This is a genomic window from Campylobacter sp. RM9333 (assembly GCF_020137705.1).
GTDB lineage: Bacteria > Campylobacterota > Campylobacteria > Campylobacterales > Campylobacteraceae > Campylobacter_E.
In genome coordinates this window covers 14528-34835 of sequence record NZ_JACGAY010000003.1, presented here as the reverse complement: position 1 = coordinate 34835, position 20308 = coordinate 14528, and the positions used below count along the sequence as shown (strand labels likewise).

At 29.2% G+C, this 20308-nt stretch carries 18 protein-coding genes; 17 read left to right on the top strand and 1 reads right to left on the bottom strand.

The window, feature by feature from the left end; translation table 11 throughout:
* Nucleotides 1-61: 61 nt before the first annotated feature.
* Genes AVBRAN9333_RS02010 through AVBRAN9333_RS01965 form a run of 10 tightly spaced genes read left to right on the top strand, consistent with a single transcriptional unit; the run spans nucleotide 62 to nucleotide 10516 of the window.
* On the top strand, nucleotides 62-1732 hold the full coding sequence (locus AVBRAN9333_RS02010) for an OmpP1/FadL family transporter (protein ID WP_336608375.1): 1671 nt from the start codon (nucleotides 62-64) through the stop codon (nucleotides 1730-1732).
* A gap of 13 nt (nucleotides 1733-1745) precedes the next feature.
* Nucleotides 1746-3263 (top strand): long-chain-fatty-acid--CoA ligase, encoded by a 1518-nt coding sequence (locus AVBRAN9333_RS02005; protein WP_214119789.1) that lies wholly within the window; start codon nucleotides 1746-1748, stop codon nucleotides 3261-3263.
* The gene (locus AVBRAN9333_RS02000) at nucleotides 3250-4914 is read left to right on the top strand and encodes an AAA family ATPase (protein WP_336609344.1); all 1665 of its coding nucleotides are present in this window, start codon (nucleotides 3250-3252) and stop codon (nucleotides 4912-4914) included. Before AVBRAN9333_RS02005 ends, AVBRAN9333_RS02000 begins: the two co-directional genes overlap by 14 nt.
* 43 nt (nucleotides 4915-4957) lie before the next feature.
* Nucleotides 4958-6409, top strand: coding sequence for an IMP dehydrogenase (gene guaB, locus AVBRAN9333_RS01995; protein ID WP_336606693.1), 1452 nt, complete (start codon nucleotides 4958-4960; stop codon nucleotides 6407-6409).
* Nucleotides 6406-6633, top strand: coding sequence for an exodeoxyribonuclease VII small subunit (locus tag AVBRAN9333_RS01990; RefSeq protein ID WP_214116840.1), 228 nt, complete (start codon nucleotides 6406-6408; stop codon nucleotides 6631-6633). The genes guaB and AVBRAN9333_RS01990 overlap by 4 nt, the downstream gene beginning before the upstream one ends.
* Entirely contained in the window at nucleotides 6627-7418 is a 792-nt protein-coding gene (locus tag AVBRAN9333_RS01985) for a carbon-nitrogen hydrolase family protein (protein WP_336609369.1), read from the top strand. The genes AVBRAN9333_RS01990 and AVBRAN9333_RS01985 overlap by 7 nt, the downstream gene beginning before the upstream one ends.
* The gene (locus AVBRAN9333_RS01980) at nucleotides 7393-8046 is read left to right on the top strand and encodes a HesA/MoeB/ThiF family protein (RefSeq protein ID WP_336609343.1); all 654 of its coding nucleotides are present in this window, start codon (nucleotides 7393-7395) and stop codon (nucleotides 8044-8046) included. Before AVBRAN9333_RS01985 ends, AVBRAN9333_RS01980 begins: the two co-directional genes overlap by 26 nt.
* Nucleotides 8043-8882, top strand: a complete 840-nt coding sequence (locus tag AVBRAN9333_RS01975; RefSeq protein WP_214119786.1) for a DMT family transporter — start codon at nucleotides 8043-8045, stop codon at nucleotides 8880-8882. Before AVBRAN9333_RS01980 ends, AVBRAN9333_RS01975 begins: the two co-directional genes overlap by 4 nt.
* A 9-nt stretch (nucleotides 8883-8891) precedes the next feature.
* On the top strand, nucleotides 8892-10196 hold the full coding sequence (gene murC, locus AVBRAN9333_RS01970) for a UDP-N-acetylmuramate--L-alanine ligase (RefSeq protein ID WP_336609342.1): 1305 nt from the start codon (nucleotides 8892-8894) through the stop codon (nucleotides 10194-10196).
* Nucleotides 10193-10516, top strand: a complete 324-nt coding sequence (locus tag AVBRAN9333_RS01965; protein ID WP_214116831.1) for a hypothetical protein — start codon at nucleotides 10193-10195, stop codon at nucleotides 10514-10516. Before murC ends, AVBRAN9333_RS01965 begins: the two co-directional genes overlap by 4 nt.
* Nucleotides 10517-10657: 141 nt before the next feature.
* Here the strand turns inward: AVBRAN9333_RS01965 and fliK are convergent, their stop codons facing one another.
* Nucleotides 10658-12295 carry a flagellar hook-length control protein FliK gene (gene fliK, locus AVBRAN9333_RS01960; protein ID WP_336606690.1) on the bottom strand — a complete coding sequence of 546 codons (1638 nt, stop codon included), beginning with the start codon at nucleotides 12293-12295 and terminating at the stop codon, nucleotides 10658-10660.
* Nucleotides 12296-12415: 120 nt separating this feature from the next.
* Here fliK and typA point away from each other — a divergent pair, with 120 nt between their 5' ends.
* From typA to AVBRAN9333_RS01925, 7 genes are all read left to right on the top strand, one after another.
* The gene (typA, locus tag AVBRAN9333_RS01955; RefSeq protein WP_214116827.1) at nucleotides 12416-14221 is read left to right on the top strand and encodes a translational GTPase TypA; all 1806 of its coding nucleotides are present in this window, start codon (nucleotides 12416-12418) and stop codon (nucleotides 14219-14221) included.
* Between the two features lie 114 nt (nucleotides 14222-14335).
* On the top strand, nucleotides 14336-14602 hold the full coding sequence (locus AVBRAN9333_RS01950) for a DUF448 domain-containing protein (protein ID WP_214116825.1): 267 nt from the start codon (nucleotides 14336-14338) through the stop codon (nucleotides 14600-14602).
* Nucleotides 14583-17258 carry a translation initiation factor IF-2 gene (gene infB, locus AVBRAN9333_RS01945; RefSeq protein WP_214119782.1) on the top strand — a complete coding sequence of 892 codons (2676 nt, stop codon included), beginning with the start codon at nucleotides 14583-14585 and terminating at the stop codon, nucleotides 17256-17258. The genes AVBRAN9333_RS01950 and infB overlap by 20 nt, the downstream gene beginning before the upstream one ends.
* Nucleotides 17258-17617 (top strand): 30S ribosome-binding factor RbfA, encoded by a 360-nt coding sequence (gene rbfA / locus AVBRAN9333_RS01940; protein ID WP_214116821.1) that lies wholly within the window; start codon nucleotides 17258-17260, stop codon nucleotides 17615-17617. The genes infB and rbfA overlap by 1 nt, the downstream gene beginning before the upstream one ends.
* A complete protein-coding gene (locus AVBRAN9333_RS01935) occupies nucleotides 17618-18034 on the top strand; it encodes a ribosome maturation factor (RefSeq protein ID WP_214116819.1) in 417 nt (138 codons plus the stop codon).
* A 95-nt stretch (nucleotides 18035-18129) separates the two neighbouring features.
* Complete coding sequence (locus AVBRAN9333_RS01930) at nucleotides 18130-19398, top strand: MFS transporter (RefSeq protein WP_336609341.1); 1269 nt, start codon at nucleotides 18130-18132, stop codon at nucleotides 19396-19398.
* A 100-nt stretch (nucleotides 19399-19498) separates the two neighbouring features.
* Nucleotides 19499-20308 carry a flagellar hook-basal body protein gene (locus AVBRAN9333_RS01925; protein ID WP_214116815.1) on the top strand — a complete coding sequence of 270 codons (810 nt, stop codon included), beginning with the start codon at nucleotides 19499-19501 and terminating at the stop codon, nucleotides 20306-20308.

Below are 20308 nucleotides of genomic sequence, written 5' to 3'. Positions count from 1 at the left end.
AAATTAATTTTAAAAATATATAATCGAAACTTTATTTAAAAATTAAGGACAAATTGAGTCAATGAATAAGGTTTTCTTATCATTTGTTGTTAGTGGTAGCTTACTAGCATCAAATTATAAGCTAGTTCCATTGAGTGCTGATGGAGTAGCTTTATCTAGCTCAAATTTAGCAAAGAGTTTTAGTGCCGATGCGGCTTTTATAAATCCAGCAAATATGGGATTTTTAGGACAAAATCCACAATTGCATTTTAGTTCAAATTTTTACAATGCTGCTGGCTCAAGATTTACAAATGAATTGGTAAATGGTTTAGATGGCGAACCATATTATAACGCCACTGATGCACACGGAAAAGAGTTTTCGTTCTTTATACCAACACTTGCATTTGTTTATCCTATTAACGAGCAACATTTTGTTGGATTTGCAGGTTATACTGATTTTGCTGCTGTTTATGGATGGAATAGTGATTATGCAAAAGCACTTGCTAATAATATGGATATTCGTGGTGGAACTGCAGCTATTTCCTATGCTTATAAGCCTATTGATGAATTAAGTTTGGGTGCAAGTTTAACATTAAATCATACTAGAATCAAATTTAATATTTTAAAAGATAATGCAAAAAATCCTAGATATATTCCAGCAGATATTAGTAGTGTAAATAGAGTTTGGGTTGATGAAAAAGGTAATGCACATCCTTATTCTTGGGTATATGAAGGAGATGCTAGGGTAGATAATGGTTATAAATTTGGATACAAATTATCTTTAACTTATGTTCCTAAATATTTTGATGATAAATTAAGATTTTCATTACTTTACAATTCTTCTTATAAAAATAAGTTTGAAGGTAATATTGATTTTAAAATGTCAAAGTTTGGAATGTTTGATTTTGCAAATAATTTATCTCCAAAAAATCAAGAACAATTTAATTCTATGCAAATGTCTATTCAAGAGTTAGCAGCTATGAGTATTGGATTGGCTGGTCTTATGAGTGAAGTATATAAAATAGACCCTACCAATGGTTCTATAGTTGGAACTTTACCTACTCAAGATAGTAAAGTTGGTTATAATGGTTATGTGAGTGCTAATTTCTTATATCCTGCTAATGCTAATTTTGGTATTGCCTATGAATATGGTAAACACGAGTTTATGTTTAATATGGGAAGAACATTTTGGAGTAAAGCAAAAACATTGGATTTAAAAATAAATTCACCAGAAATTCCACAATCATTAAAGCTCGCAACAATGCAATTTATGCAAAAGTGTGCAGCATCTGGTAATGATTGTAATACTATTGAAGGTTTTCAAAAAGTTGCTATGAGTATAGGTGCTACTTTAGACCCTAAAGATAAGCAAGCTATTGAAGAGTATTTTTTATCATCATTTTTACAAAGTAGTTTAGAACAAGGTTGGAGAGATACAACATTACTTAGCTTTGGTTATAGATATAACTATGATAAAGAATTATCGCTTATGCTAGGTTTTTCTACAGAAGATAGTCCGGTAAGACGCGAGAAAATAAGCTTTTTAGCAAAAGATAGTAGAATGTATATGTATTCTTTAGGACTTGAATATAGATTAAACAAAAACTTAAAAGTAACAGGAGCGGGAGCATATCAACACTATGCTGATGTTAAAGTAAATAATGTTACTGATAATATTTTGATACAGACTAAAGGTAAGTTTTCAAATCAATCAAATCAGATTGTAAATGTTGGTATCAATTATGAGTTTTAATTAAAGGATGTAAATGCAAAATTATTATGAATACTTAGAACATTATTCTAATTTAAGTAGAGTTGCTATTTTTGATGCAAATGGAAAAATAAGCTTTAAAGAGTTAAAAACTCATGTAGATAAAATGATAGCTTTTTTGCAAAATCAAGGCGTTAAAAGTGGTGATAATGTAGCTTTTATTATGAGTAATTGCAAAGAATTTATGATTTTATATTTTGCAATAGCATCTTTAAAAGCAGTCGCAGTTCCTATTAATACTATGCTAAAATGTGAAGAATATGAGTATATTATTAAAGACTGCGATGCAAAATTATTAATAGTTTCAAAAGATATTAAAGAAGCTGCTGAATTAGCTAATGAATTTAAAGATATTTTAATATACCATTCTTTTGATGATAATTTAAAAGATGGATATTTAGCGAGTTATTTAGATTATGCACCTGTTTATAATTTTAAGTGTGAAGCTAGTATTGATGATAGCGTTCATATAATATACACTTCAGGAACAACAGGTCTTCCTAAAGGAGTTTTATTAAGCTATAAAAATATTTTATCAAATATCAAATCAGCTCAACACGATTTTAAAATAAAATCATCAGATAGAGCCATAGCGTATTTGCCTATGTTTCATAGTTTTACTTTAACAGCAGTTTGTTTATTACCTTTACTTTCGGGTTGCTCGCTTGTAATTGAGCGTTCTGTTTTACCTTTTTCAAATGTTATAAAACAAATTCTATTAAAAAGAGTTACGATATTATTTTCAGTTCCTGTGATACTAAATGCTTTATTAAAGGCAAAGTTACCTTGGTATTTTATGTGGTTTCATAAAATTAGAATTATAGTATCAGGCTCTAGTGCCTTAAGTGAAGGAACTCTTAAAGCCTATAAGGAAAAATTTAAAAGAACCGCAGTTTTAGAAGGCTATGGATTAAGCGAATGTTCTCCAGTAGTTGCGGTAAATCGCCTAGATAAGCAAAAGGTTAATTCAGTAGGTTTGCCATTACACGGGTATCAAGTAAAAGTAGTAGATGATGATTTAAAAGAATTACCTATCGGAGAAGTAGGAGAGTTAATTGTAAAGGGTGATTGTGTAATGCAAGGCTATTACAATAAACCTGAATTAACCAATGAAGTAATAGAAGGCGAGTGGCTTAAAACAGGTGATATTGCAAGACTTGATGAAGATGGATTTATTTATATAGTAGATAGGAAAAAAGACATAATAATTGCAAAGGGGATTAATATATATCCAAGAGAAATTGAAGATATTATTATGCAATTAGATGAAATTGATTCTTGTGCTGTTATAGGTGTTAAGGATAGTGAGTTAGATGAAAGCGTTGTTGCTTATGTTTGTTTAAAAGAAGGTGCTAAACTAAGTGCTCAAGAAATTCAAAAGTATCTTAAAAAGTATTTAGCAAATTATAAAGTTCCTAAAACAATTGTGTTTAAATGCGAATTACCAAAAAATGCTGCTGGAAAAGTATTGAAAAAAGAATTAAAAAAAGAGTTAGAAATTGGAAAAAATTAAAGAGTTTTTAAGTAATAATTACGAAGAGAGTTTTTTATATTTAAAGTTATTAAATCAAGGTCTATCTAAAGAAGCGTGCATTATATTAAGAACAATGCTAAACAAAACTATAAAATCTCGTTTTGGGATAAAGTTTCATAGCATTGTAGAAGATGCGTTTAATGCTAATACTACTGCTCAAATGGTTTCGTATTTACCAAATTTCGTTGAGCTATATGAGAAAAAATTTATTCAAGAAGCAAGCGGAAAGCAGTTTAATTATAAAGATAATGCAGGGCTTATTTTATTTCAGTCAATAGCACTTACAAGATATGCTCATGTATTTTTTAACCTTGCTAATGAATTTGATGGAGCAAGATTAATTAGTGATAATGAATTAGAAGAATATAAACATAAGCCTTATACTGATTTAAGCGTTTATTTAAATGATTGCTTTGATATGATTGATGCTAGGATTAAATTAGAGTTTTTAACATCGGATTTAAGACTTGATTTGATTAATACAAGGCTTAAAAATAGCCCAAAATTTCATAATCCTTTTAATGAAATTATGAAAGATTATGATTTGAGTGCCGAAGAAACTCTTATATTAATGGCTTTATTAAAAGAAGAATTAACAGGCTCTAAAAAACCACTTCATTATGAAGAATTATTAAGCATAATCAATCCTTATCAATTAGAAAAGATTAGAAATTATGAATTATTAAGTGATGATTCCAAGTTGCTTAGCAATGAATTAATTGAATATGTTGGTAATGATAATAGATTTATTATAAGTGATAATGCTTTAAAATACTTTTTCCCAAATAAAGGCGAAAATATTAAAGCTATTGTAGAAGAATTAAATTTCTTTGAATATTTAGAAATAAATGAAATAGATTTAATAGTTAGTAAAGATATTAGCGATTTAGCAATAAGTCTTAAAAAACGCTCAACCAAAAGTGTGGCAAAAAGATTGAAAGATTGGGGCATAGTAAAAGATGATGTTTTAAGAGCTAATATAATTTTTTATGGACCTCCAGGCACGGGTAAGACTATGAGTGCTAGTTATTTAGCAAAAACTTTAAAAAGAGAAATTATCACACTAGATTGTTCTAAAGTATTAGATAAATATGTAGGAGAGAGTGAGAAAAATGTTCGTGCTATTTTTGATAATTATAAAATAATTAGCAAAAGTGTTAAAACTCCGCCTATTTTATTATTAAACGAGGCTGATCAATTCTTAAGCACTAGAAGTGTAGCAAGTCACGGAAGTGAATTAATGCATAATCAAATGCAAAATATTTTCTTAGAACAACTAGAAAAATTTGATGGCATTGTAATAGCTACAACTAACTTTTTAGATAGTTTAGACCCAGCATTTTCAAGGAGATTTGAGTATAAAATCAAATTCTCAAATCCAACAGAAATAGAGCGTGAGAAGATTTGGAAATTACACTTACCAAAAAATGCGGAATTTGAATCAGGATTTAAAGTAGAAGATTTAAAAAGTTATGAATTAAGTGGAGCACAGATTAAAATGGTTGTTAAAAATACTGCTATAAAAGTTGCTCAAGGCGATGGAATTTTTAGATTAGATGATTTTAAAGAAAGTATTCAAAAAGAACTAAATAGCGATTTTTCTAAAGAAATTAAAATGGGCTTTAATTAATCAATAGCCCTTATAATAAAATAAACTACGAAAGGAAAATCCAGTGAATATTATTAAAAAAGCTCTAACATTTGAAGATGTATTATTGGTTCCGCAATATTCAGAAGTTTTACCAAAAGAAGTTGATATTAGCACAAAACTTACTAAAAATATTAATTTAAATATGCCTTTAATTTCGGCTGCTATGGATACGGTTACAGAGCATAGGGCTGCAATAATGATGGCAAGGCTTGGTGGAATTGGAATAATTCATAAAAATATGGATATTGAAAGCCAAGTAAGAGAAATAATCAGGGTTAAAAAAAGTGAAAGTGGTATTATATATGACCCTGTTTATGTTAATACTAAAGCAAAGGTAAGTGATGCTTTAGCTATTATGAATGAATATAGTATTTCAGGTGTTCCTGTTGTAGATAATGATAAAAAATTATTAGGAATTTTAACTAATCGTGATTTGAGATTTGAGACTGATTTTTCAAAAATAGTTGATGAAGTAATGACAAAAATGCCTTTAATTACTGCTAAAAAAGGTTGCACCTTAGATGAAGCTGAAGTAATTTTTAGTAAAAATAAAATAGAAAAATTACCTTTAGTAGATGAGAGTAATACTCTTTGTGGTCTTATTACTATAAAGGATTTAAAAAAGCGTAAAGAATATCCAAATGCAAATAAGGATAAATTAGGAAGATTAGTAGTAGGTGCTGCTATTGGAGTAGGGCAACTTGATAGGGCTAGAGCTTTAGTAAATGCAGGTGTTGATGTCTTGGTTATGGATAGTGCTCACGGACATAGTAAAGGCATAATTGATACTTTAAAAGAAATCAAAAAAGAATTAAATATAGATGTAATAGTAGGCAATATTGCTAATCCTAAGGCGGTTAGGGATTTAGCATTAGCAGGTGCTGATGCTATAAAGGTTGGTATTGGACCAGGTAGTATTTGCACTACTCGTATAGTAAGTGGAGTTGGAGTGCCACAAATTACTGCTATTAGCGATTGTGCTGAAGCTGCTAAAGAGTTTAATGTGCCTATAATTGCTGATGGTGGGATAAAGTATTCAGGAGATATTGCAAAGGCTCTTGCAGCAGGTGCAAGTAGTGTAATGATAGGCTCACTTTTAGCAGGGACTGATGAAAGTCCAGGAGAATTTATCACATATCAAGGAAGACAATATAAATCGTATCGCGGTATGGGTAGCTTAGGGGCTATGGCAAAGGGTAGTTCTGATAGATATTTTCAAGAAGGAACAGCAAAAGAAAAGCTCGTGCCAGAAGGAATTGAAGGAAGAGTTCCACATACTGGAAGTATTAAAAATGTAGTGTTTCAATTACTTGGTGGTCTTAGAAGCTCAATGGGTTACAACGGAGCTATAAATATAAAGGATTTTCAAGAAAAAGCTGAATTTGTAGAAATTACTAGTGCAGGGCTTAAAGAAAGCCATGTTCATGATGTAACAATCACTGCAGAAGCACCAAATTATAAGGTAAATCAATGAAAAAAACTTACGAACAAATCTGTGAAATTTTAGATGAAAAATTAAAAATAATTGAAGATGAACAAACGCCTTTATTTGATTTAGTAGATGCGTATAAAGATGGTATGAAACTAATAAATGAAGCTAGAGAATTGTTAGATAAGGCTAGTAAAGATATTGAAGAATTTGAACAAACTAAACAAAATAATTCTTTAAGTATTGATACAGAAAGATTGCCATTTTGAAAATAGCAGCACTTCAACTAAGCACTCAAGCTTTAAGTAATGCAAGGCTTGATTATTATTTAAGAATTTGCGAGCAAAAAGATGTTAGATTAGTAGCGTTAGGCGAGTATGTTTTAAATAATTTTTTTACTGAATTAAAGCAAATGCCAATTGATTTAGTAAAAGAGCAAAGCAAAGTAAAACTAGAAGCCTTAAAAGAATATAGTGCTAAATATAATTTATGTATAGTTGCTCCTATAATTCTTAGCACTAATAAAGGTTTTAATAAAACTTGCTTAGTAGCAAATAAAGGTAAAATCAAATATATAAATCAGCAAGTTTTTATGCCGTATTCACATTGGAATGAAAAGGATTTTTTTATAAATTCAACAAAAGCTATTAAATTGCATACTTTTAAATGTGATAATTTTAAAATAGGCGTTTTATTTGGCTATGAAATACATTTTGATGAGTTTTTTAAAAAGGCAAATGAATTAGATTTATTGATAATTCCTACGGCAAATACTTATAATTCAAATTCTAGATGGTGCGAACTTATTAAAATGAGAGCATTTTTAAATAATACTAATATTTTAAGAGTAAATCGTATCGGTGTTAGCGAAGTAGATGAATTAGAGTGGAATTTTTATGGTAATAGTTTTTTATGCAATGCTTATGGAGATATAGTTCAAGAATTAAGCGACGCTGAAGAAGTATTAATTTCTGAAATTAGCAAACCTAGTGAAGCTGCTAAATTTTGGCAATTTAAGGAAGTAAGAAATGAAATCAACAAGCGACTTTTATGAAAGACAAACTTTATTATTAAAAGATAAGCAAAAGAATTTAGAAAACAAAGAAATCATAATAATAGGTGCAGGCGGTCTTGGCTCAAGTATAGCATACGCACTTGCTAGTAGTAGTATAAAGAGTATTAGTGTAGTTGATTTTGATATAGTTAGCTTTAGCAATATTCAAAGGCAAATTATGTTTAATTTTAACGATGAAGGTAAAGCTAAGGTTGATTGTTTTAATAAATTAAAAGAGCGTTCATTTTGTGATATAAAAACCTATAAAATGAGTGCGGCAGAATTTTTTGCTACTAAACCTAGTGCTGATTTGATTATGGATGCGACTGATAATTTATCAGTTAGAGCTGAAATTGATAATTACGCTAAAGCTAATAATATTCCTTGGATTTTTGCTAGTGTTGAAGAGTTTTTCATAAGTGCTAGTATTGTAAAAAATAAAAAAATAGCATTCAAAAATGAAATAAAAAGGATAAAACCTCAAGCAACTCCATTTGTTATGTTTAGTGCTACTTTTGCAAGTATTTTGGCATTAAAATATCTAGCAGGTTATGAAGTAAAACTTGATTATTTATATTATTTTGATTTTTCAAAAGATATTTTAAATCTTAATAAGTTTAATTTATGAACCATCAAGAAAAATCATTTTTTTTATTAATATTTGCTGTAGTTATCTGGGGAGCATCGTTTTTGCCTACTAAGTGGGTATTAAACTACATAAATAGCTATGAATTATTATTTTATAGATTTTTATTAGCTTCTATTGTGTTTTTTTTCTTGGTTAAAAATGATATTTTAAAACATTACAAAAATACTTATTTATATGGATTAATCACTGGTTTTTGTATGGCGTTTGCCTTTATTTTTCAAACCCAAGCACTAAGCTTTACTCAAAGCTCTAATGTGGCTTTTCTAACTGGTTTAGAAGGAATTATTGCTCCATTTTTATGCTTTTTTATAAGCAAAGCAAAGCTTAGTTTTAAGATATTTTTCCTAGCTTTACTTGCTTGTTTTGGTATGTTTTTATTTAGTGATGCGAATTTTGATAATTTTGGAAAAGGCGAATATTTAGCGATAATTTGTGCTGTGTTTTTTGCACTTTTAGTGGCTTTAAATGATAAATTTTTAAAATCAAATGATTTAAATACTTTTATATTTTTTCAATTTGTAGGCAGCACGATAATGTATTTATTATCGGCTTTAATTTTTGCTGATTTAAGTTTAACTCCTATTTTAAATTCTAAGGTTTTTATACTTATTTTAGTATCAGCATTGATATTTACAATATTTTGTTTTTTTGCTCAAAATTACGCTCAAAAGCACCTTCATCCAAGTAAAGTCGCATTGATTTTACTACTTGAGCCAATTTCGGCTGGAATTTTAGGAAGTTTTTATGGAGAAGTATTTACAATTTTACAATTATTAGGAGCAGGGTTAATTTTGATTGCTCTAGCATTTTCTTAAAGGATTTTTATGAAAAAAATATTTTTTATTGGTATTGGTGGCATTGGTCTTAGTGCGTTGGCTAGATTTTTAAATGAGCGTGGAATTAGTGTTTTAGGAAGCGATGTTTATGAGAGTGAATTAGTAAAAGAATTAAGAGCAGAAGGAATTGCGGTTTTTATAGGTCATAGTGCATCAAATTTAAGCAACGATATTGATTTAGTAGTGCATTCAGCAGTAATTCGTGAAAACAATCCTGAAATAAAAAAAGCAAAAGAACTAGGCATAAAAGTTCTATCAAGAAAAGAAGCCTTGCCACTTATTTTAGAAAACAAAATGCTTTTTGCAGTTGCAGGTGCACACGGCAAAAGCACTACAAGTAGTATCCTAGCAAATATTTTGCAAAGCTCTTTTATAATCGGTGCAGTGGATAAAAGAGCTGGTAAAAATATGGTGTATAAAACTAGTGAAAAATTAGTTTTTGAAGCTGATGAGAGTGATAGTTCGTTTTTGAATTTAAATCCTGCTTTAAGTATAGTAACTAATGCTGAACCTGAACATTTAGAGCATTATAACCACGATTTAAACGCTTTTTATAAAGCTTATACAGACTTTTTAAAACAAAGCAAAATTAGAGTAATTAATGCTGAAGATGAGTTTTTAGCTACAATTGATTTAGATTGTGAAAGGTTAGTGCCTAGCGAAGATATTAAAAACTTAGAATTTGAAGTTAAGGATTATTTGCCTTTTATATCTTTTGATTTAAGAGATTTTGGTCGTTTTAGCGTGCAAGGTCATAGCGAATGTATAGCTATTGATACTGCTTTAGCAATACTTGCTGCTAGGTGTGTTGGGCTAAGCCTAAGTGAGATTAAGCAAAATTTAAAAGATTTTTGTGGTATTAAAAAGCGTTTTGATGTTTTATATGCTAGTAAGGATTTTGTAATAATTGATGATTACGCTCATCATCCAACCGAAGTAAGAGAGACTAAAAAAGGCATATTTTCTTATGCAAAAGCACTAAATTTAGATGATACTATAGCGATTTGGCAACCGCATAAATACACAAGATTGTTTGATAATTTAGAAGGTTTTAAAACTTGTTTCGAAGGTTTTTCAAAGCTATTTATTTTGCCTGTTTATAGTGCTAATGAAGATGAAATTAAAATTGATTTAGCTAAGCATTTTCCTAATGCTTGTTTCATAGACGATATAAAAAGAGTTGATAATTCTTTAAAATTATTTAGTAATTTAGGAGAAATTACTTTAGATAAAGGCGTAGTGGTTGGATTTAATGCAGGTGATTTGACCTATAAATTAAGGGGCTTAAAATGATTAGATTTGCAATATTTTTAATATTGTTTTTTGCATTAATTGGTGTTTGTATTTATTATAAAAATCATTTTAATTCTAAGCTTTATGTGGCTGTTATTTCATTAATAGTTGTTACTTTTATAGTTGGTTTTATATATACTAGCCTAGATAATTCAAGTGGAGCTTTAAAGCAAGAGATTTTAAATATTTATAATTCAGGTAAGGATTTAGATTGTCAAGGTATAAAAATCAATATCAAAACTCACGGATTTAACAACGGAACTTCAGTATTTATAGATAATACTAACAATCAAAAAATAGATATGTTTATTTGTAAATAATTTTAAGAATTTAATTAAAGCCTAAATAATAAAGGCTTTAATTATTTTAACTATCTTTAAAATATATTTTAGCAGCAAAGCTTACTGCTAAAATTATCATTGAACTTATTAATAAAATTGAAACCAACATTTTTTACCCCTTTAAAAATATCTATAAAGCACAGCATTAATTCCACTTGGCATATCGCTTGTGCTTTCTAATTCTTCAATTTCTTCATATTTTTTACGAGCTTTTTGCTGCTCTTGATGATTTGAACCTTCTTTTTTATCTCCAAAATTCATAGCAAGACCCGTAAAGCCCATATTTACAAGGCTATTTTTAAATTCTTGCTGATTTGCTATGAAAAGATTTAAAGTATTTGCATTGTTTGAATTAAGATTTATATGTAAGTTATTACCCCTTGCAATCATAGTAACATTAACTTCTCCTAATTCTTTAGGATTTAAATTAATGCTAACTTTATGGCTTGGAGCTTTGAATTTTTCTATTTCTTCTTTAAAATCTCTTGTAAAATTATCAATTACTAATTTAGTTTGTTCTTTACTAAGTTCTTTATTAGGATTTAAAAAATCAACTTTAAGATTTTGTGGTAGATTTAGTTTTTCTTTATTATCTTGAGTTTGGCTTGAGTTTTCATCTAAATTATCTTGCAAATTTTCTTCTACTATATTTAATTCAGGTAGAATTTTATTTTCATTTTCTTTTGTTTCTTGGGTTTGAATTTGAGTTTTATTTGCTTGAATTTGTATATCTTTTATATCATTTTTAATTGTGTTCGGAGTGATTTTTGGACTTTGTGTTTCTATATCTTTTGAAACGATTTTAAATGCTTCTTCTTTTATATCTTTAGTTTGTTTTTTATCATCATTTGCAATTTTGCTTAATAACTCATTTAAAGCCCCAGTTTTTAGAGTTTTTTCAGCGTTTATAATAGGTTCGTTTGTATTATTAGATACAATTTTTTCACTTTTTACTGATAATAAACTTTCTAAATTTGGTTTTTTAATTTCAGTATTTTTTAAATTCTCTTCAATTTTTGTATTTTTGTTTAATGCGTGTGAGAAGAAATTTTGCTCATATAATTTAGGATATGGTTTAGCAAAAATTTGCTCGTTATATTCATTATTTTTAATTTTTTCATAAGTTATATTACTAAGCCCTAATTTATGCTCTTTTGCAAGTTCTACTAATGAATGAACGCTATTTGTATTTGCAAAACTTTCTAAACTAGCTTTATTATTAACAATATTTTTTAAGTTAAAAAAATCATTTAATTTTACATTTTTTTTATCTTGCTTTAATATGTCTAAAAAATCTAAAATCTGAACGAAATTCAAATCATCTAAAAGTTCTTTTCCATACTCAACATCTTCCATAGAAGTCTTAATATCTTGCATAATTTCAGCATCACTTATTTGCAATCTTTTAGGTAAAAATTCATTCATTTCTTTTGCATTTTGCACTATTTTTGATACTTTATCTTGTAGAGTTTTTGGATTTTGTAAAAGACTTGCTAATAAATTTGGCTCTTGTTTGCTTGTTTTTTCATTTAATAAAGTTGAAGCTAGATTTATATTACTAAATTGTTTTACATCTTTATTTTTTATTTCATTTTTTGCTTTAAATACATTTTGCATTACCAATAAATTTTTAGTATCTTTTACATCGGTTTGATTAAATAATAAATCAGCAAAACCTTCTCCGCCAGACTTTTTAGAGCCTTTACCTTTTTTAGAATTTAGATTTTTTACATCTTGTAAAATTAATAAATCTTTCATAATAATCCTTGTTTAAAACTTAATGGGATTTAGCAAAATTCGTTCCAAGTTTTTGTGATTTCATATTTAAAAATTAACCTAAATTAATTAAACTTTTACTTTAAAATCAAGGAGAAAACATTGAGTATTAGAAATATAGCAGTAATCGCACACGTTGATCATGGTAAGACTACAATGGTTGATCAGTTATTAAAACAATCAGGAACATTTAGCGAAAGAGACCAAGTTGATGAACGCGTTATGGATAGTAATGATATTGAAAAAGAGCGTGGAATTACAATTCTTTCAAAAAACACAGCAATTAATTATAAAGGCACAAAAATTAACATAATTGATACTCCAGGCCACGCAGATTTTGGTGGAGAAGTTGAGCGTGTTTTAAAGATGATTGATGGGGTTTTATTAATTGTTGATGCTCAAGAAGGTGTTATGCCACAAACTAAATTCGTTGTTAAAAAAGCATTAGCATTAGGTCTTAGACCAATAGTTGTGGTAAATAAAATAGATAAAGCTGCAGCTGAACCTGATAGAGTAATTAATGAAGTATTTGACCTTTTTGCTGCACTTGATGCAACTGATGAGCAATTAGATTTCCCTGTAATTTATGCAATTGGAAAAGAAGGTATTGCAAAAAATGAATTAGATGATGATAGTAAGGATATGCAACCTTTATTTGACAAGATAATTGAGCATGTTCCAGCACCGAGTGGTAGTAATGAAAATCCTTTACAATTACAAGTATTTACATTAGGTTATGATAACTTCGTTGGTAAAATTGGAATTGCTAGAATTTTCAATGGAACAATTTCAAAAAATCAAAATGTAATGTTAGCTAAGGCTGATGGGACAAAACACACAGGAAGAATTTCAAAACTAATTGGATTTTTAGGTTTAGAAAAAATGGATATTGATAGTGCTAGCACAGGAGATATCGTAGCAATTGCAGGTTTTGATGCTTTAGATGTTGGAGATAGCGTAGTTGATCCTAGCAATCCTATGCCACTTGACCCACTACATATAGAAGAACCTACTTTAAGCGTTGTATTTAGCGTAAATGATGGACCTTTAGCAGGAACTGAAGGAAAGCATGTTACAAGTAATAAAATTGCTGAAAGATTAGAAAGCGAAATGAAGACAAATATCGCTATGAAATATGAAAATATTGGCGAAGGTAAGTTTAAAGTAAGTGGTCGTGGTGAATTACAAATTACGATTTTAGCTGAAAATATGAGAAGAGAAGGTTTTGAGTTTTGTCTTGGACGCCCTGAAGTTATCGTAAAAATTGAAAATGGAGTTAAAACAGAGCCTTTTGAAAATCTAGTTATTGATGTTCCTGATGAGTTTAGTGGAACGGTTATTGAAAAGCTTGGAAGAAGAAGAGCTGAGATGAAAAGTATGGTTCCAACAGGAGATGGACAAACTAGACTTGAGTTTGAAATTCCTGCTCGTGGGCTAATTGGATTTAGAAGTCAGTTTTTAACAGATACAAAAGGTGAAGGTATAATGAATCATAGTTTTATGGAATTTAGACCTTTTGTTGGTAGTGTTGAAAAACGCCAAAATGGAGCATTAGTGAGTATGGAAAATGGTGTTGCATTAGCTTATTCATTATGGAATCTTCAAGATAGAGGTGTTTTATTTATAGACCCTCAAGCAAAAACTTATGTTGGTATGATTATAGGCGAGCATAGTCGTCCGAATGACCTTGATGTAAATCCTATAAAAGGTAAAAACCTAACCAATGTTCGTGCTAGTGGTAGTGATGATGCTATTAAATTAGTTCCACCTAGAAAACCTACTTTAGAGCGTGCTATGGAGTGGATTGAAGAAGATGAATTAGTAGAAGTAACTCCAATTAATATTCGTATTAGAAAGCGTTATTTAGATCCAACTCTAAGACGCCGTATGGAAAAATCTAAATCTTAATTTTTATTCTTTCTATTCTAAATCTTTTAAAGAATTTAGAATAGAAAATTAAAATGTTTGAAAATAAAGCTTTTAAGACTTCTGTTAAGCAAAAACAATTAAAATTAAAAGATTATGAAAAAAGCAAAACCTATTAGAATGTGTATTATTTGCAAGATTAGAAAAAATCAAACTGATTTAAAGCGTTTTCAAGTGTCTTTAAATGAAGTTTTATTTCAATTTAATAGCGGTAGAAGTATGTATTTATGTGATGAATGCCTTAAAAAAGATGATAGTGATTTTTTAAAGTCTTTGCAAAAAGTTATAAAAATTAATATAGATAAAAAAGAACTTGCTAGTAAATTAAAAGAAAGGTTTTTAAATGGCGAATATAAAAATTAGTGAAATAGCAGCGGAATTAGGTTATCAAAATAAAGAAACTTTAGAAAAAATTAATGAATTAGGATTTGATTATAAATCACCTCAAAAAGCTGTAAGTGAAGATGTAGCAGCAGCAATATATGAGTATTTAAAAAATGGAACAATTCAACAAATTTTAAAAGATGAAGTTGCAAAATCAAGTAAAAGTGCCAAAAAATCTAGTACAAAATCAACTACTTCTAAAACAACAAAAAGTAAAACTGAAAAAGCTGAAAAAAGTACAAAGACTGAAAAGATTGAAAAAACAAAAAAAACTGAAAGCAAACAAAAAGAAATTCTTAAAGAAGAAACCAAAGAAGATAAACAAGAAACTAAAGAAGAAAAAATAGTAGAAGAAAAAATCACTAAGGTAGAAGTTAAAGAAGAAATGAAAAGCAAAGAAATAGCAAAAGAAGAATTAGTGCAAGAAGAACCTGTAAGTCTTGCAAGAAGTGGGCTTGAAAAACGCCGTGGCTTAGTAATTATTAAGAAGAAAAATGCAGCAAAAGAAGAAGTTAAAGAAGAGGTTAAGCCTAAAGCTCAATCAAAAGAGCCCGTATCGTTTGCTTCAATATTTAGCACAGATGAGAGTTTAAAAAAGAAAAAAGCTAAAAAAATAGTTCCAGCAGCAAGAAAAGAAAGTTCATCTAAGATGGATTTTGATACTAATTTTGCAGAGATTAATGATGATGAAGATGATGTTGTGGTTATGCCTGATTTTTCATTTAATGAAAGAAAAGAAGATATTGAAAAGCCTGCAAAGGCACAAACTTCATTAAGAAGTGCATTTAATAACCAAATCAATCAATTTACAAATACTTCAATAGCAAGGTCTCGCCGTAAAAAATCAAAAGCATATAAAAAAGAACAAAGTAGCGAAGAAATTACAAGTATTAAAATTCCTAAAGAAATAAGACTTTATGAATTAGCAGAGAAGTTAGGTAAAAAAGATAGTGAATTAATTTCAAAATTATTTATGCAAGGAATGATGACTACTAAAAATGATTTCTTAGATGAAGAAACTATTGAGATTTTAGGACTTGAGTTTGGAATTGAAATAAGCTTTTTTGATGAGACTGCACAATTTGATTATGTTGCTGATTATGAAGAAAATCAAGAAGAATTAAAAGATATTAAAGTTCCTGTTGTAACAATTATGGGTCATGTTGATCATGGTAAGACAAGTTTGCTTGATTATATTAGAAATAGTCGTGTAGCAAGTGGCGAAGCAGGTGGAATTACTCAGCACGTTGGTGCTTATATGGTTAATAAAAATGGTAAAAATATAACCTTTATTGATACTCCAGGTCACGAAGCATTTTCAGCTATGAGAGCTAGGGGTGCTAGTGTTACTGATATAGTAATTATTGTTGTTGCAGCTGATGATGGTGTAAAACCACAAACAAAAGAAGCAATTTCGCATGCAAAAGCAGCTGGTGTTCCAATCATTATCGCTGTTAATAAAATAGATAAAGAAGCAGCAAACCCTGATAGAGTTAAAACTCAATTAGCAGAGCTTGATATTATGCCAACTGAGTGGGGTGGAAGTCATGAATTCGTTCATATTAGTGCTTTAAAGGGAACTGGAATTGAAGATTTACTTGAAATTATCTTATTACAAGCTGAAATTCTAGAGCTTAAAGCAAATAAGAATACAGCTGCAAAAGCAAATATAGTTGAAAGTTCTTTACAAAAAGGTCGTGGTGTAGTAACTACTGTGATTATGGAAAATGGAACGCTAAGAGTAGGAGATACCGTTGTAGCAGGCATTGCTTATGGTAGGGTAAAAAGCATTACAGATAGCAAAGGTAACGCATTAAAAGAGATTTTACCAGGCGAGTGCGGTGTAATTATGGGTCTTAATGAAATTCCTGATGCAGGTGAGACATTAATTAGTGTTGCGACTGATAAAGAAGCAAGAGATTACGCACAAAAACGCCACGAATATTTAAGACAAAAAGAATTAAGCAAATCAACAAAAGTAAGCCTTGATGAATTAAGTGCAAAAATTAAAGAAGGGAATTTAAAATCATTACCTGTTATTTTAAAAGCCGATGTAGGTGGAACATTAGAAGCTATTAGAGGAAGTCTTGAAAAGCTTTCAAATGATGAGGTAAAAGTTGATATTGTTTTAGGTGGTGTTGGTGGAATATCTCAAGGAGATATTGCTTTAGCACAAGCTAGCGGTGGTGTTATAGTTGGCTTTAATGTTCGTCCAACAGGGGATATTAAGGAAAAAGCAAAAGAAGCTAAGGTTGAGATTAAAACATATAATGTAATTTACAATTTAATTGATGAGATTAAGGCTATTTTAGGTGGTTTAATGAGTCCTATTATTAGCGAAGAGCAACTCGGACAAGCTGAAATTAGACAAGTAATCAATGTGCCAAAAGTAGGACAAATAGCAGGATGTATGGTAACTGATGGAAGTATAGTAAGAGGGGCTAAAATCCGTGTTATTCGTGAAGGTGTTGTAGTGTTTGAAGGAGAGATTAGTTCACTTAAACGCTTTAAAGACGACGCTAGAGAAGTTAGCAAAGGTTATGAATGTGGTGTTGGTATCGTTGGATTTAACGATATGAGAGAAGGCGATTTTATAGAAAGTTATAAAGAAGTTCAAAGTAAGGCTAGTTTATAATGAATGATAAAGCACAAATAAAACGCCTAAGAACACAAAGTTTGCTAAAGGAATTAGTAGGAGAAGCTTTAGCAAACTTAGATGATCCTTTATTAAGCGGTCTATTAGTAAATGATGTAGATTGTAAAAAGGGTCGTTATGATGCTTTTATATATTTAGATAAAATGTCGCTTACAAAAGATGAACAAAATTTAGTTCTTTCTAAGCTAAAAAGAGTTAGTAAAGTATTGCAAGCTCATTGTTTAGGAGCACTTGGTATGTATAGATGTCCAAATTTTCATTTTAGGTTTGACGATAGTTTAGACAAAATTAATAGAATAGAAGAATTATTTAAGCAAATTAATAAGGAAAAGAAATAAATGGAGCTAGAGAATTTAGCTAAACAGCTTAATTTAGTGATTTATGATACTGAATTAGCAAAAGAAGGCAATAACTTTATTTATAGAATTTTCATCTTAAAAGATGGAGAAAATAAATCAGTTAGCCTTGATGATTGCGAGCAATTTAGTAGATTGATTTCTCCTATACTTGATTTAAATCCACCTACAGATGAAAAATACTTTTTAGAAGTAAGCTCTCCTGGACTTGAAAGAAAGCTTACTAAAATAGAGCATTTTAAACTTAGTATAGGTGAGATACTAAAAATTAAAACTAAAGAAAAAGAAGAAATTATCTCAAAATTACTTAGTGCTGATGATGAAAAAATCACTTTAGAAGATGGCACAATTTTAAACTACGCAGATATTAAATCTACAAAAACTTATATCTATTGGTAAGGCAAAGCCTTACCTATATACTCTTACTCAAATTAATAATCATTAACAAAATCAAAATTAGAAATAAAAAAAACAAAGAAATTTAAAGGAATTTGATGAAAACTATTACAAAAAAAGATACAAAAACCTTAGCATTAAGTGCATTAGGTGGGACATTAGAATTTTATGATTTTATTATATTTGCATTATTTACTCCGTATTTTACACATCATTTTTTTCCAAAAGAGCTTGATGAGAGTATAAAATTATTAAATACTTATGGAGCTTTTGCTGCAGGGTATTTAGCTCGTCCATTAGGTGGAGTTATAATGGCACATTTTGGAGATAAGTTTGGTAGGAAAAATATGTTTTTATTAAGCATTATTTTAATGGTAATTCCTACATTTATTTTTGCGATTATGCCTACTTATGAGCAAATTGGCTATTTTGCAATAGCTATATTATTAATTATTAGATTAGTTCAAGGCGTTGCGATTGGTGGAGAGTTACCTGGTGCTTGGGCTTTTATATATGAACATAGTCCTGATAATAAAAAGGCATTATTTTTAGGAGTTTTAACAAGCGGGGTTTGTGGTGGTATTACTTTAGGAGCTTTAAGTGCGTTATTGCTTCAACTAAATTTCACAGAAGATGAAATAAAAGATTATGCGTATAGAATTCCTTTCTTAATCGGCGGTATTTTTGGTCTAATTAGCATTTATCTTAGAAGATTTTTGCAAGAAACTCCTATTTTTAAGCAACTTCAAGCCGAAAAACAATTAAGCGATTTTCCTATAAAATCAGTCATTAAAGATTATAAAATGGAAATAATTTTATCAATGTTTTTAACTATTGTTCTTACTGCTTGTGTTTTAGTATTTTTGATAATGATGCCTAATTTTATGAAAGGTATTTTAAATATCAATCCTGCTTTAAATACTAGTTTACAAATTATTGCTAGTGTTAGTATGATGATTGGACTTGTTGTTTGCGGGGCATTGGCTGATAGATTTAAAGCTAGTTTAGTTTGCAAAATTTTTGCTATTTTATTAGTTTTTACTAGCACTATGTATTTTTATTCTTTATATGTTTTAAAGGATTTTGCTTCAACTTGTATATTTTATTTTGCTTCGGCGTTTTTTGGTGGTATTGTTAATTTTACATCATTATTTATGTGCAGGCTTTATAAGGCTAGTATTAGATATACAGGCATAGGATTTTCTTATAATTTAGCTTATGCAATAGCAGGATTTTTAACTCCAATTATCGTAGTTCAATCACACGGAAAATTTGATATTGGTAGTGGATATTACATTATTTTCATATGTTTAATTGCTTTTTTAAATTCTGTATTTTTTGACAAAATTATGAAAAATAAAAAATAAAGAATTTGATTTTAAGATAAACTCTAAAAATTTTTAGAAGTTTATCTTATTTTGGAATAAGTTTTGCTTTTATCAAAATATAAAATATTTAAGGAAAGTTATGCAAAACGGATTTTATCAAGCTACAGGAGCAATGGTTACTCAACTAAATCGCTTAAATGTTATCTCTAATAATTTAGCTAATGTAAATACTGCAGGTTATAAAAGAGATAATGTAGTAATTGCTGATTTTAAAAGGCTTTATGATGAAGAAATGCAAAATATGCCAATTGATAATCATACAAAACAAGCTGCAAAATACATAAATCAAACCATAAATAGAGTTCCTAATATTGATATAGAATACACAGATTTTAGCGTAGGTGCAATCCGTCCGACCAACAATCCTTTAGATATTGCAATCAAAAGAAGTGATTGTTTTTTTATGGTTCGCTCATCAGATGGTAGTGTGAAATTTAGCAAAAATGGAGCATTTAGCCTAGATGAAGATGGCTTTATAGTTACAAAAAATGGAGATAGATTATTAAGCTCAAATTATTTTGAAGACCCTGCAAATGATGGCATTCAAGTAGGAGATAATCAAAGATTAACTATTGATTCAGATGGAAATGTCTATTTAGATGGTGAAGTAGCAAATAGGATTTTTGTAGCTAGGATGGATGACACAAGGGATTTAGAAAAGATAGGAGATAATCTTTATAAACTAGATGATTTAACTAAAATGCAAGATTTTGAGGGTTCAAATGCACTTGCGAGCGGGTTTTTAGAAATGAGTAATGTAAATGCCGTTAATGAAATGGTAGGTCTTATAGAAACTCATCGTTTAGTTGAAATGTATCAAAAAGTAATGACTAGCCATATGGATGAGCTAAATAGCGACGCAATAAATAAATTAGCAAATGTTAAATAG